The organism is Pseudomonas taiwanensis DSM 21245 (assembly GCF_000425785.1).
GTDB lineage: Bacteria > Pseudomonadota > Gammaproteobacteria > Pseudomonadales > Pseudomonadaceae > Aquipseudomonas > Aquipseudomonas taiwanensis.
In genome coordinates, this window is the sequence record NZ_KE384450.1 from 423,557 (window position 1) to 437,198 (window position 13,642).

Genomic DNA, 13,642 nt, shown 5'->3' on the forward strand with positions numbered 1-13,642 from the left:
ATGACTTCGGGTTATCCGCTGACACGCCAACCCATCGACCTGGGGCGGCACCTTCAGTTGAAGAACCGGGTGTACTTTGCGCCGATGGGCATCGATCTCGGGCGTGACGGCTGCCTTACCGAGGAGATGTTTGGGTTCTACCGAGGCATCATCGACGGCGGTTGCGCCATGGTCGTGCTGGCCAACTCGGCGGTGGATGCCTCCACGCGCCTGCATTCAGGCGGCCTGTGCCTGTATGACGAGCAGCATGCCGAGTGTCTGGCGCCGTTGATTGATTATGGCCGGCAGCACGCTTGTCCGGTGGTCGTGCAATTGCAGCATTACGGTGCGCAGGGCAATCGAGCCCTTGGCGGTGGGGTGTTGCTGGCGCCCAGCCGGAGCGCGCCCGGCAAGCGCCAGCCTGGTGTCCGGGTGATGACCCACGCCGATATCCGAGCGGTCTGCAGCCAGTTCGCCCATGCCGCTCGGCTGGCTCGGCAGGCGGGCTCGCGTGCGGTCCAGTTGCAGGCGTCCAATGGATATCTGTTGAGCAGTTTTCTCTCACCTCACACCAACCGCCGAACCGACCGTTATGGCGGTTCGCCCCTGCGGCGAGCGCGTCTGCTGTTGGAGGTGATCGAGGCCATTGCCGAGGCGACGCAGGGTGAAGTCGATATCTCCGTCCGCCTTGGCATCGATGATTGTCTTGGTGAGAAAGGCCAGCAGCCCGCGCTGCTCGAGCACGTGGTGCCAGCCTTGCAACAGGCTGGCGTGAGCGCGCTGATGTGTTCGGCAGCCGTTCGTGAAACCTTCCACTACATGTTGCGTGCCGACCCCAGGGTGCATGCCCTGCTCGTGCAGGGTGTGCGGCACATACGCGAGTTGACCTCGCTGCCGGTCGGTTTCGCCGGTTTCACCGGTTCGCTCGCCCAGGCCGAGGCGTTGCTCGATCTGGGCGTAACCGACCTGGTGGGCATGAGCCGGGCGCTGTTTGCCGACAACGACCTGGTCAACAAGTCCCTGGCCGGCAAGCCGGGCAGCGTCAATGCCTGCCGCTTCGACGGCAATTGTTTCCGTGACAAGAGCAACCCGAGGCTGGACCGGGTGTATTGCTGCGTGAACGACAAGTACAAGCGGCCCGATTCGATTCGATATGACTAAGGAGAGTCCAATGCAATTCGAGGAAAAGACCGTTGCTGTCACCGGCGGCACGAATGGGATCGGTCTGGAGGTGGCTCAACGCCTGGTCGCGCAGGGCGCACGGGTGGTGGTGCTGGGCCGCAGCCTGGAAAAGGGGCGTGCGGCCATGGCACTGCTGGGTGAACGGGCATCGTTCATTGCCTGCGATGTGGCCGAGGCGGGCGCCGTGCGAGACGCCTTCTGTGAAATCGAAACGCGCTTCGGTGGCCTTGATCATGCGGTGAACGCGGCGGGGGTGACTGCCCCCTACGCGCCAGTAGCCGACTTGCAGCCGCAGGACTGGGATCGGGTCATGCGTATCAATCTGCATGGTCCGCTTTACTGCCTGCAGCAAGAGCTGCGTCTGATCGGCCAACGGGCAGGTGGTGCGATCGTCAATGTCTCGTCCTGCGCCGGCGTGATGGCCATGCCCAACCAGGCTGCCTACGTTGCCAGCAAGGCCGCACTCAATGCCCTGACCCAGGTGGTGGCGATGGAAAGCGCCACCGATCGCGATGGCCGTCACGCCGTTCGAGTCAATGCCGTCGCGCCAGGCCCGATCCTCGGCGGCATGAATTCGCCGGAGCGACTGGCGGCCAGCCCCGCGAACACGCAGCGCAAGATCAATGCGACGGCCATGAAGCGCTTCGGTGAGGCCGGCGAGGTCGCCGATGCGGTGTTGTTCCTGCTGAGCGCAACCGCCTCCTACATCACCGGTAGCGTATTGAGCGTCGATGGTGGCTATCACATCGGCAAGTTCGAGTGAGGACCTCATGAACCACGTTTTCATCAGTGGCGTCAGTTCGGGCATCGGCCATGCGCTGGCCGCCTTGCACCTGGCGCGGGGCGACGAGGTATGGGGTGTCTCGCGGCGTGCGCCCGAAGATCTGCTGCGTCACGCGGGCTTCCATTTTCGCGGCCTGGACCTGTGCGCGCCTTCGGGCTCGGAGGCTGCGCTCCAGGTGTTTCTCGGCGAGACCTGCTTCGACACCGCCTACCTCAATGCCGGGACTTTCGGTTCTGCCCCGGACCTGGCCTGCAACACCTCGGCCGAGGCCTTTCGCGAGGTCATGGAGCTGAACGTGGTGGCGGTCAAATGGGTGCTCGATCTGCTGCTCAAGCGTGATGCGCTGCCACGTCAGGTCGTGTTCTCGGCTTCCGTCTCGGGCATTCGTCAGCGCGCTGGGATGCTGTCCTACAGCGTGTCCAAGGCGGCGTTGAATGCGCTGGCCAAGGTCTATCACCTGGAGAACCCGGAGGTGTTCTTCGCCGTGCTCGGTCTTTGCAATGTCGACACCACGGTGGCCCATACCATCCTGCAGGCCGATGAACGCTTTCCCGAACTGGTCGCCTTGCGCGAGCGCGCCGCACAGCCTGGCTACGTTGCCAGCCCGCAGGAGCGCGCACGCGATATCGTCACGCTGTTGGCACGGCGACAGGCCATTGCCCTGCAGTCAGGGCAATTCTACGAAGTCAGGCAACTTCTCGAACGTTTGAACATGGAGGTTTGAGCCGCATGAATCAGTCCCGCTACGCCACTATCGTCCGCGTCGGTGCGGTATACGACGTGATCGCCACCCTGCCATTCGCCATTCCATTCGTCGCTGGCTGGGCCTTGCAAGTGTTTGCCGGCCTGGATGCCTGGCTGGGCCTGGGCACGCCATTCGCCAGGCTCGATGCGACGTCGCTGTTCTTCATCAACCTGGGTGCTTTGGCTTACGTGGTCTGGGGCATTGCCCGTTGGCGCCAGCCCACGGTGAGCAACGGTCGGCTGGATGCGGCGCTGCGCCTGGCGGTCATCGGCTTGCAGCTGTATGCCCTGAGCCAGGGAGCCACGCCAATCCTGTGGGGGCTGGCGGCAGTGTTGTTATTGCTGGCGGTGCTGCAGCTGCGCACGCCTGCGTCAGTCGGGCAGGTAGATGAGGGGCGTGCGCTGTTCACGCGTTGAGTCGGTGGCCGTGAAGCCCCCTGCTCCAGTTGGAGCAGGAGGTGCAGGTTCATGCCTTGTTCAGGTACATCCGCGTGGTCAGCAGGTACACCGGCAACCCCGACACCACGATCAGCAACGCCGCATAAGGCGCCGCCGCCGCGAACTCGACGTTGGCGGTATGAGCCCACACCTCGGTGGCCAGGGTTGTCATCCCGGTCGGGCTGAGCAGCAGGGTGGCGGTCAGCTCCTTCATCGCATCCAGGAACACCAGGGCAAAGGCCGCTGCCATCGCCGGGAAGATGATCGGCAAGGTCACCCGGCAGAACGCCGCGAAGCTGCTGGCGCCCAAGGTCCGTGCCGCTTCTTCCAGCGTTGGCGAGGCTTTGTTCAATGCGGTGCGTACCGGTGATTGGGCCAGCGGCAGGAACAATAGTGCATACGCCAGTAGCAACAGCGCTGTGGTCTGGTATAGCGCCGGCACATAGTGCAGGGCGAAGAACACCAGCGTCAGTGCGATGACCAGCCCGGGCAGGGCATGCAGCAAGTAAGGCAGACGCTCGGCCCAGATCGCCAGGCGGCCTTTGAAGCGCACCACCAGGAAGCTGATCGGCAGGGCCAGCAACACGCAGAAGCCGGCGCCACCCAGCGACACCGACAGCGAAGTCAGCAACGCCTTGCTGATCGCCGCTACAGGGAAGGCCGCCGATGAACCCACGCTCAACCAATAGCCAAGCATGGCCAAGGGTATGCCGCTGCCCAGGATCGCCAGGCCCAGGCAGAACAGCTGCGCCACGGGCATCCAGGCACGTAGGCGAACCGGCTGCGCCCGACGGGCAACGCCCTGGCCAATCCTTACATGGCGTGCCTTGCCGCGTACCCGCAGCTCCAACCAGAGCATGATCAGGCACAGCACCAGCAGCACGGCCGATAGCATGGCCGCGTTGGCATTGCTGAATTCGAGCTCGAACTGTTGGTAGATCGCGGTGGTGAAGGTCTGCAGCCCAAGGATCGACAACGCGCCGAATTCCACCAGCATGTGCAGCGCAATCAGCAGCGCGCCGCCCAGCATCGAGGGCCAAAGCAGCGGCAAGGTGACTTTGATGAACACGCCCCAACGGCTGCAGCCCAAGGTGCGCGCAGACTCTTCCAGCGAGGTGTCGAGGTTGCGCAGGGTTGCTGCCACCGGCAGGAATACCAGCGGATACTTGGACAAGGCCATGACCATGATCGCCCCGCCCAGGCCCTCAAAGTCCGAACTCAGCGACACCCAGGTGAAGCTGCTGACGAACGAAGGCACAGCGAAGGGCAGGCACAACACCACGCCCCACAGGCGCCGACCAGGCAAGTTGCTGCGTTCGAGCAGCCAGGCCAGGGCCAGACCGACGATCATGCACGTCAGGGTCACGCCCACCATGAGCATCATGGTGTTGCGCATCAGCCCCCAGACGAAGGGACGCCACAACAGGTGCAGCGCCTCGCGCCAGCCGGCGTCCCAGGTCTTGATGGCGACGTACAGCAACGGCAACACGCTCATTGCCACCAGGAACAGGACAGGCAGCACCACCCAGATCGACGGGCGTTTGCGGCGCGGCACGAAACGTACCGGCACAGGTTCGGACAGGGCGGCGGTCATCAGAGCAAGCCGACCTCGCGCTCGAGCTCGATGGCTTCCTCGGCATTGCCCAGGTCAGCTGGCGAGATCTTCGGCGGACGCAGGTCTTCGAACGGCTTCAGGCCGCGATCGGAGACCATGCCTTTATGCAGTGGGTACTCAGCGGTGGTCTGGGTGATCACGCGCTGGCCTTCTTCACTGGCCATCCAGTTGAGCAGGGCCTGGGCTTCTTTAGGGTGTTTGCTGGCTTTGACCACGGCGGCGCCAGAGATGGTCACCAGGTTGCCGGCATCGCCATCGGCCAGGTAGTACAGCTTCGACTCCAGTTTGCCGCGTTCGCGCTCGAGTGCGTACCAGTAGTAGTTGTTCACCAGCACGGCGGCGACTTCACCTTTTTCCACCGCCTTCAGGGCGACCATGTTGTTGGTGTAGGTCTTGCCGAAGGCCTTCAGGCCGGTCAGCCACTCTTCGGTGGCGTCGCGACCATGCATCTTGAGGATGGCCACGGCTTGTTCCTGGAAGGCGCCGCTGGTGGGTACGTAACCGACCCGACCTTCCCACTCAGGGTTGGCGAAGTCCATGACCGTGGTCGGCAGGTCTTTCTCGTCGACCTTCTTGGGGTTGTACACCACGATCCGCGTGCGGGCAGTGATACCCATCCAGGTGCCGTTGGCGCCCACGTATTCCTTGGGCATCATGCTCTGCGTGGCATCGTCGATCTTCGCCAGCAGGCCCAATTCACCCAAGTTGTTCAGGGGAGGGGACTCTTCGGTGTAGATGATGTCGGCTGGCGAACGGTCGCCTTCTTCGATGATCTGGCTGGCCAGCTGATTGCTGCTGCCCTTGCGGATGTTGATATGGATACCGGTCTTGGCCTCGTAGGCCTTGGCGATGGCCTCGCCGATTTCCTTGTGTTGACCGTTGTACAGGGTCAGTGTCACCGGGTCGTCTGCCATGGCGGCCGGAGCGCCAATCACCAGGCTCAGGACTGCGGCGGCCAGGGTGCGCATCAGCGGTTGCGGACGGATCGTCATGCGGGTACTTCCTCGCTTGCGGCTACATATTTGGAAACAATGGTAAACGAAATCGTTTCTCAAGTGGCCGTGTGACGAGAAATTCATGGGCAGACCATGGTTCAACGTCTGGGGGCGCGGGACAGCTTGCGGGGGAGGGGGATAAAAATCGCAGGCAAGAAAAAAACCCACTAGCAAGCTAGTGGGTTTTTGTATGGTGCCCAGGAGAAGACTCGAACTTCCACGACCGTTAAGTCACTGATACCTGAAACCAGCGCGTCTACCAATTCCGCCACCTGGGCAAAGCTTTGCATCATCTGTAGAAGGCGACTATCGTTCGCTTTCACACAGTAGTAACAGATCCTTGGTCATCTATTACTTGAAATTTTTGGTGCCCAGGAGAAGACTCGAACTTCCACGGCCGTTAAGCCACTGATACCTGAAACCAGCGCGTCTACCAATTCCGCCACCTGGGCACACATTCGAGATTACATGATGCTTTACAGCGCCGTTCATCTCTACTACAACTTCGGGGTTGTCCGTCGTTGTGGTGCGCACTATACGGACGCTCCGGAGGGCTGTAAAGCCCCTGATCGAAAAAAAATTCAAAAAATTCAACTTGTTGATTCCGCAGGCCTATTGCTTCGCTCCGGACATGCCGCTGGGGCTGTCCAAGGCTGACATTTCCGGTTTCAATACGCCTATGCCAGAATTCCTATCTATATACCCCAAGGTGAACCCCTTCTGATGGCCGATTGGCAATCCCTCGATCCCGAGGCCGCTCGCGAAGCGGAAAAATACGAAAACCCTATTCCCAGCCGTGAGCTGATCCTGCAGCGTCTTGCCGACCGTGGTGAACCGGCGGCACGCGAAGAACTGGCGGCCGAGTTCGGCCTCTACGATGAAGACCAGATCGAAGCCCTGCGCCGCCGCTTGCGTGCCATGGAGCGTGACGGTCAGCTTATCTATACCCGGCGCGGCACCTATGCCCCGGTGGATAAGCTGGACCTGATCTGCGGCCGTGTCTCTGGCCACCGCGACGGTTTCGGTTTCCTTATTCCCGACGATGGCAGCGACGACCTGTTCCTCAGCCCATCGCAGATGCGCCTGGTGTTCGATGGCGACCGTGGCCTGGCCCGGGTTTCCGGTGTCGACCGCCGTGGCCGCCGCGAAGGCGTGCTGGTGGAAGTCATTTCCCGCGCCCATGAAACCGTGGTCGGTCGCTACTTCGAAGAAGGCGGCATCGGTTACGTGACGCCCGACAACCCGAAGATCCAACAGGAGGTGCTGGTTACCGCCGGTCGCAACGGCGGTGCCAAGATCGGCCAGTTCGTCGAGATCAAGATCACCCACTGGCCGACCCCGCGCTTCCAGCCGCAGGGCGATGTGATCGAAGTGATCGGCAACTATATGGCGCCGGGCATGGAAATCGATGTCGCCCTGCGCAGCTATGACATTCCGCATGTCTGGCCCCAGGAAGTGATCAAGGAAGCGCGCAAGTTCCGCTCCGAAGTCGAAGAAAAGGACAAGGAAAAACGCGTCAACCTGCGCCACTTGCCGTTCGTCACCATCGACGGCGAAGACGCTCGCGACTTCGACGACGCCGTCTACTGCGAACCGCTGGGCAAGCTGCGCCTGTTCTCCGGTGGCTGGCGCTTGTACGTCGCGATCGCCGACGTCTCCAGCTATGTTCGCCTGGGCTCGGCCCTGGACGTCGAGGCCCAGCAGCGCGGCAACTCGGTGTACTTCCCCGAGCGTGTGGTGCCGATGCTCCCCGAGGAGCTGTCCAACGGCCTGTGCTCGCTGAACCCGCACGTCGATCGCCTGGCCATGGTCTGCGAAATGACCATCAACAAGACCGGTCAGATGGTCGATTACCAGTTCTACGAAGGCGTGATCCACTCCCATGCGCGTCTGACCTACAACAAGGTCAGCAGCATGCTCGAGCATGCCCGCACCCGCGAAGGCAAGGCGCTTCGCGAGGAGTACAAGGAGGTCCTGCCGGATCTGAAGAACCTGTACAACCTCTACAAAGTGCTGGTGGCGGCCCGTCACACTCGTGGGGCCATCGACTTCGAGACCCAAGAAACCCGCATCATCTTCGGCGACCAGCGCAAGATCGCGGAAATCCGCCCCACCGTGCGCAACGACGCGCACAAGCTGATCGAAGAGTGCATGCTGGCGGCCAACGTGGCCACCGCCGAGTTCCTGCAGAAGCACGGGGTTCCGGCCCTGTACCGCGTGCACGACGGTCCGCCGCCGGAGCGTCTGGAAAAACTGCGAGCCTTCCTGGGTGAGCTGGGGCTGACCCTGCACAAGGGCAAGGACCCGTCGCCCAAGGACTACCAGGCCTTGCTGGCCAGCATCGCCGATCGTCCGGATTTCCACCTGATCCAGACCGTGATGCTGCGCTCGTTGAGCCAGGCGGTGTACAGCACCGACAACAACGGCCACTTCGGTTTGAACTACGAGGCGTATACCCACTTCACCTCGCCGATCCGTCGCTACCCGGACCTGCTGGTGCACCGCGCCATCCGCAGCATCATCCGCTCCAAGGTCGAGACCCCGCACGTCAAGCGGGCTGGCGCGATGAGTATTCCGAAGGCGCGTATCTACCCGTACGACGAAAACACCCTCGAGCAATTGGGCGAACAGTGTTCGATGACCGAGCGCCGTGCCGACGAGGCCACCCGCGACGTGGTCAACTGGCTCAAGTGCGAGTACATGAAGGATCGCGTGGGTGAAACCTTCCCCGGCGTGATCACTGCCGTGACCGGTTTCGGCCTGTTCGTCGAACTGACCGATATCTACGTGGAAGGCCTGGTGCATGTCAGTGCGCTGCCGGGCGACTACTACCACTTCGACCCCGTGCACCATCGTCTGTCGGGCGAGCGCAGTGGGCGCACCTTCCGCCTGGGCGACACCATTGAGGTCAAGGTCATGCGCGTCGACCTGGACGAGCGCAAGATCGACTTCGAGGTGTCCGAGCAGCAGCTCAGCGCACCAGTGGGCCGTAAAGGTCGTAACGCCGCTCCAGTCGCCGACAAGTCCGAGGCCCCGAAGGTCGAAGCCAAGGCGACGCCCAAGCCGCGCAGCCGCAAGAGCGAGGCCGCCGAGGCGTACTTCCCGAAAGACGCGGTCCAGCGTAACGCCGAAGTGCGCAAGAGCCGTGAAATGAAAAAGGCGCTGATGAGCGAAGCCCGCAGCAGCGGCCATGCCAGCAGCAAGTCGGACAAAGGCGGCAAGTCGTCCGGCAAGCCGACCAAGCACCGTAAAGGTCCGTCCAAATCTGGCGGGCCACGCAAAGGCAAGAGCAAGCCATGAGTCAGCTGGAAAAAATCTACGGCGTGCACGCCGTGCAGGCGCTGCTGCAGCACCATCCGAAGCGGGTCAAGCAGATCTGGCTGTCTGAGGGGCGCAGCGAGCCACGTGTCCAGGGCTTGCTGGCGCTGGCCGCCGAGAACCGCGTACCGGTCGGCCAGGCCGAGCGCCGTGAGCTGGACGCCTGGGTCGAAGGTGTTCACCAGGGTGTGGTTGCCGAGGTCAGCCCGAGCCAGGTCTGGGGTGAGGCGATGCTCGACGAGTTGCTCGAACGCACCGAAACCCCACCGCTGATCCTGGTGCTCGACGGCGTCACCGACCCGCATAATCTCGGTGCCTGCCTGCGCACCGCGGATGCCGCCGGTGCCACAGCCGTGGTCATTCCCAAGGACAAGTCGGCCACGTTGACCGGCGTGGTGCGCAAGGTGGCGTGTGGTGCGGCAGAGGTGATTCCGCTGGTGGCTGTGACCAACCTGGCGCGTACGCTGGAGAAGTTGCAGCAGCGCGGGCTGTGGGTGGTCGGTACCGCAGGCGAAGCCGAGCAGGAGATCTACCAGCAAGACCTGACCGGGCCGCTGGTGATGATCATGGGCGCGGAAGGCAAGGGCATGCGCCGCCTGACCCGCGAGCACTGCGATTTCCTGGTGAAGTTGCCGATGGCCGGCAGTGTCAGCAGCCTGAACGTGTCGGTAGCGACCGGCGTCTGCCTGTTCGAAGCCGTTCGTCAGCGCCAGGCCAAGCGCTGACCCTCAGCCTGTACCGCCCTTTTCGCGGTTTTACCCGCGAAAAGGGCGGTAGCTCGTGAATATGTTTCTGGCTGTTCAAATATTCACCAATCACCTTGCTTGTGCGTCCAGCCTTCTCTACAATTGCGCCCCTTGCCGAGCTGGCAGGTGCGCATGTGCCTCTACTCCCTGGCAAGACACACCAGTGTCATTCACTCCTTGTCTGACCAGATTCGCTGGCAGACTACTAACCCGTAAGGAGCATTCATGCGTCATTACGAAATCATCTTCCTGGTTCACCCGGACCAGAGCGAGCAAGTCGGCGGCATGGTTGAGCGTTACACCAAGCTGATCGAAGAAGATGGTGGCAAGATCCACCGCCTGGAAGACTGGGGCCGTCGTCAACTGGCCTACGCAATCAACAATGTTCACAAGGCTCACTACGTGATGCTGAACGTTGAGTGCACCGGCAAGGCCCTGGCCGAGCTGGAAGACAACTTCCGCTACAACGATGCCGTTATCCGTAACCTGGTCATCCGTCGCGACGAAGCCGTTACCGGTCAGTCCGAGATGCTGAAGGCAGAAGAGAACCGCAGCGAGCGCCGTGAGCGTCGTGAACGTCCTGAGCATGCTGACTCCGCCGAAGGCGATGACAGCAATGACAGCGACAACAGCGATAACGCTGACGAGTAATCCACGGACCTTTTGAGGAGCCTATTACATGGCACGTTTCTTCCGTCGTCGTAAATTCTGCCGCTTCACTGCTGAAGACGTGAAAGAGATCGACTTCAAAGATCTCAACACCCTGAAAGCTTACGTATCCGAAACCGGCAAGATCGTTCCGAGCCGTATCACTGGTACCAAAGCTCGTTATCAGCGTCAGCTGGCTACCGCTATCAAGCGCGCCCGCTTCCTGGCCCTGCTGCCCTACACCGACAGCCACGGCCGCTGAGACCGGGTCGTCGACAAGAAGTAAGGGATAAGCATGCGAGCGTTAGCTGATTTCATCATGCGCGGTCGTGTGCAGGCCACCCTGGTGGTGGTCGCAAGTGCGGTATTACCGCTGCTGTTCTGGTTGAGTGCCGCTGCCGGAAGCCTGGTGCTTCTGCGGCGCGGATTCAAGGACGCTTCAACGGTCATCGCCTGGGGCCTTTTGCCTGCGGTGGCCATTTGGGTCTTCGGCGATCCAAGCACCTTGCTGGTGCTGTTGGGAACGCTGGGGCTGGCCGCCTTGTTGCGTGCCGGGCATTCCTGGAGTCGGGTGTTGATGTCCAGTGTTGTGTTGGGGTTGGTCTACAGCCTCATCCTGGACACGGTACTGCGCGAAACCTTCGAGGTGTTGGCCAAGGCGCTTGTGAAAGCCCTGCCGCAAATCGAAGGCAAGCCGGTTATTCCCGGTGAGCTGATCGGCCCCGTGCTGGTCGCTTCCACAGCGGTGATGTTGCAATTGTTCAGCGTGCTGGCGTTGATGCTGGCGCGTTATTGGCAAGCGGTGTTGTACAACCCTGGAGGCTTCGGTCGCGAGTTTCGCGCCCTGAGGCTGCCACGGGGTGCCATGTTGGCGTTGGTTGCAGTGATGGTGTTGGGCCCGTTCATCGGCCCGCAGTTCATCGTCCTGGCATCCGCGTCCAGCCTGGTGCTCGTTCTGGCCGGCATCGCCTTGATGCATGGACTGGTGGCGCAGGGGCGACTGGCTGGTTTCTGGCTGGTTGGCATGTACGTGACACTGCCGCTGATCATGCAGCTGATTTATCCGTTGCTCGTGGTTTTGGCCATTGTCGACAGCCTGATTGATTTTCGCGGTCGCAAGTCCCCTCAGGGGAATGACTCCGCGAACGGTGAAGGTTAAAAGTTAAGAGGTTTTACCAAATGGAACTGATCCTGCTGGAAAAAGTCGCCAACCTGGGCAACCTGGGCGACAAAGTAAAGGTTAAGGCTGGTTACGGCCGTAACTTCCTGCTGCCATTCGGCAAGGCCACCGTTGCCAACGCCGCCAACCTGGCTGCGTTCGAAGAGCGCCGCGCCGAGCTGGAAAAAGCAGCTGCCGAGAAGAAATCGTCGGCTGAAACCCGCGCAGCCCAACTGGCTGAGCTGGAAGTCACCATCACCGCCACCGCTGGCGATGAAGGCAAGCTGTTCGGTTCGATCGGCACCCACGACATCGCTGACGCCCTGACCGCCTCCGGCGTTGAAGTGGCCAAGGCTGAAGTTCGTCTGCCGAACGGCACCATCCGTCAGGTTGGCGAATACGACGTAGCCGTGCACCTGCACAGCGACGTTGAAGCCACCGTACGCGTGGTCGTCGTAGCTGCCTAAGCTGCGCTGATCGGCTGGCCCCTCGCGGTTCAGCCGGTTAACATCGGGCACGGTCCTGTCTTTCACAGGCCGTGCCCTTTGTCTTTTTCATCCTCCAGAATTCTTTCGTGGCCATGAACGAGATCACCAATCCCGAACAGCTAGACTTGCAGACCGCAGCCCTGAAGGTGCCCCCGCATTCCATCGAGGCCGAACAGGCCGTGCTCGGTGGCTTGATGCTGGACAACAACGCTTGGGAGCGGGTGCTGGATCAGGTCTCGGACGGTGACTTCTACCGGCATGACCACCGCCTGATCTTCCGCGCCGTGCACAAGTTGGCGGACGCCAACCAGCCGTTCGACGTGGTGACCCTGCACGAGCAGTTGGACAAGGAAGGCTTGTCGAGCCAGGTGGGCGGGCTTGCCTATCTGGCGGAGTTGGCCAAGAACACCCCGTCGGTGGCCAACATCAAGGCCTACGCGGCGATCATTCGTGAACGTGCCACGCTTCGGCAACTGATCAGCATCAGTACGGACATCGCCGACAACGCCTTCAACCCCCAAGGCCGCAATGCCGAGGAAATCCTCGACGATGCCGAGCGGCAGATCTTCCAGATCGCCGAGGCGCGCCCCAAGACTGGCGGCCCGGTGGGGGTCAACGAGCTGTTGACCATGGCCATCGACCGGATCGACACGTTGTTCAACTCCGACAGCGACATCACCGGCGTATCCACGGGCTTCACCGACCTGGACGAGAAGACCAGCGGCCTGCAGCCCGCCGACCTGATCATCGTCGCCGGTCGTCCGTCGATGGGTAAGACCACGTTTGCCATGAACCTGGTCGAGAACGCCGTACTGCGCACCGACAAGGCGGTACTGGTGTTCTCCCTCGAGATGCCAGGCGAATCGCTGGTCATGCGTATGCTTTCGTCCCTGGGCCGTATCGACCAGACCAAGGTGCGTTCCGGCCAGCTGGACGACGACGATTGGCCGCGGCTGACCTCGGCGGTCAACCTGCTCAACGACCGCAAGCTGTTCATCGACGATACCGCCGGTATCAGCCCATCGGAAATGCGTGCACGAACCCGACGCCTGGCCCGTGAGCACGGCGACATCGCGCTGATCATGGTCGACTACCTGCAGCTGATGCAGATTCCGGGCTCGGCCGGTGATAACCGGACCAACGAAATCTCCGAGATCTCCCGCTCGCTCAAGGCCCTGGCCAAGGAATTCAACTGCCCGGTCATTGCCTTGTCGCAGCTCAACCGCTCCCTGGAGCAACGCCCGAACAAACGCCCGGTGAACTCCGACTTGCGTGAATCCGGTGCGATCGAGCAGGACGCCGACGTGATCATGTTCGTTTACCGCGACGAGGTGTACCACCCCGATACCGAGCACAAGGGCGTGGCCGAAATCATCATCGGTAAGCAGCGTAACGGCCCCATCGGCTTCGTGCGCCTGGCGTTCATCGGCAAGTACACCCGCTTCGAGAACCTCGCGCCGGGCATGTACAACTTCGATGATGACGAATAATGGCTGTACTCACTGGGCTGCGGATAATTCATTGATTCAGTAGGGCACTGTGGGAT

The 13,642-nt window shown here is 61.7% G+C and carries 13 protein-coding genes and 2 tRNA genes; 11 read left to right on the top strand and 4 right to left on the bottom strand.

Going from position 1 to position 13,642, the window contains the following annotated elements:
* From H620_RS0120820 to H620_RS26050, 4 genes are read left to right on the top strand one after another with little or no spacing between them, the layout of a single operon-like run.
* Entirely contained in the window at positions 1 to 1,140 is a 1,140-nt protein-coding gene (locus H620_RS0120820) for an NADH:flavin oxidoreductase (RefSeq protein WP_023378479.1), read from the top strand.
* A 10-nt stretch (positions 1,141 to 1,150) separates the two neighbouring features.
* The gene (locus H620_RS0120825; RefSeq protein WP_023378480.1) at positions 1,151 to 1,924 is read left to right on the top strand and encodes an SDR family NAD(P)-dependent oxidoreductase; all 774 of its coding nucleotides are present in this window, start codon (positions 1,151 to 1,153) and stop codon (positions 1,922 to 1,924) included.
* 7 nt (positions 1,925 to 1,931) lie between these two features.
* Entirely contained in the window at positions 1,932 to 2,669 is a 738-nt protein-coding gene (locus tag H620_RS0120830) for an SDR family NAD(P)-dependent oxidoreductase (protein ID WP_023378481.1), read from the top strand.
* A 5-nt stretch (positions 2,670 to 2,674) separates the two neighbouring features.
* Positions 2,675 to 3,106 (top strand): hypothetical protein, encoded by a 432-nt coding sequence (locus H620_RS26050; RefSeq protein WP_023378482.1) that lies wholly within the window; start codon positions 2,675 to 2,677, stop codon positions 3,104 to 3,106.
* Between the two features lie 49 nt (positions 3,107 to 3,155).
* Here the strand turns inward: H620_RS26050 and H620_RS0120840 are convergent, their stop codons facing one another.
* From H620_RS0120840 to H620_RS0120855, 4 genes are all read right to left on the bottom strand, one after another.
* Entirely contained in the window at positions 3,156 to 4,721 is a 1,566-nt protein-coding gene (locus H620_RS0120840; protein WP_023378483.1) for an ABC transporter permease, read from the bottom strand.
* Positions 4,721 to 5,734, bottom strand: a complete 1,014-nt coding sequence (locus tag H620_RS0120845) for an extracellular solute-binding protein (RefSeq protein ID WP_023378484.1) — start codon at positions 5,732 to 5,734, stop codon at positions 4,721 to 4,723. The genes H620_RS0120840 and H620_RS0120845 overlap by 1 nt, the downstream gene beginning before the upstream one ends.
* Positions 5,735 to 5,928: 194 nt before the next feature.
* Positions 5,929 to 6,015 (bottom strand) — tRNA-Leu (locus H620_RS0120850).
* An 87-nt stretch (positions 6,016 to 6,102) separates the two neighbouring features.
* Positions 6,103 to 6,189, bottom strand: a tRNA-Leu gene (locus tag H620_RS0120855).
* Between the two features lie 271 nt (positions 6,190 to 6,460).
* On the opposite strand from H620_RS0120855, the gene rnr reads away from it, so the two are divergent.
* The 7 genes from rnr to dnaB all read left to right on the top strand — a co-directional run bounded on the left by rnr (position 6,461) and on the right by dnaB (position 13,586).
* Positions 6,461 to 9,037 carry a ribonuclease R gene (rnr, locus tag H620_RS0120860; protein ID WP_027907968.1) on the top strand — a complete coding sequence of 859 codons (2,577 nt, stop codon included), beginning with the start codon at positions 6,461 to 6,463 and terminating at the stop codon, positions 9,035 to 9,037.
* On the top strand, positions 9,034 to 9,780 hold the full coding sequence (gene rlmB, locus H620_RS0120865) for a 23S rRNA (guanosine(2251)-2'-O)-methyltransferase RlmB (RefSeq protein WP_023378486.1): 747 nt from the start codon (positions 9,034 to 9,036) through the stop codon (positions 9,778 to 9,780). The genes rnr and rlmB overlap by 4 nt, the downstream gene beginning before the upstream one ends.
* A gap of 246 nt (positions 9,781 to 10,026) precedes the next feature.
* Entirely contained in the window at positions 10,027 to 10,452 is a 426-nt protein-coding gene (rpsF, locus tag H620_RS0120870; protein WP_023378487.1) for a 30S ribosomal protein S6, read from the top strand.
* A 28-nt stretch (positions 10,453 to 10,480) separates the two neighbouring features.
* Positions 10,481 to 10,711, top strand: a complete 231-nt coding sequence (gene rpsR / locus H620_RS0120875; RefSeq protein ID WP_003249563.1) for a 30S ribosomal protein S18 — start codon at positions 10,481 to 10,483, stop codon at positions 10,709 to 10,711.
* A gap of 33 nt (positions 10,712 to 10,744) precedes the next feature.
* Entirely contained in the window at positions 10,745 to 11,608 is an 864-nt protein-coding gene (locus H620_RS0120880; RefSeq protein ID WP_023378488.1) for a YybS family protein, read from the top strand.
* Positions 11,609 to 11,628: 20 nt separating this feature from the next.
* Positions 11,629 to 12,075 (top strand): 50S ribosomal protein L9, encoded by a 447-nt coding sequence (gene rplI / locus H620_RS0120885; RefSeq protein ID WP_023378489.1) that lies wholly within the window; start codon positions 11,629 to 11,631, stop codon positions 12,073 to 12,075.
* A gap of 113 nt (positions 12,076 to 12,188) precedes the next feature.
* Positions 12,189 to 13,586, top strand: coding sequence for a replicative DNA helicase (dnaB, locus tag H620_RS0120890; protein ID WP_023378490.1), 1,398 nt, complete (start codon positions 12,189 to 12,191; stop codon positions 13,584 to 13,586).
* Positions 13,587 to 13,642 lie beyond the last annotated feature (56 nt).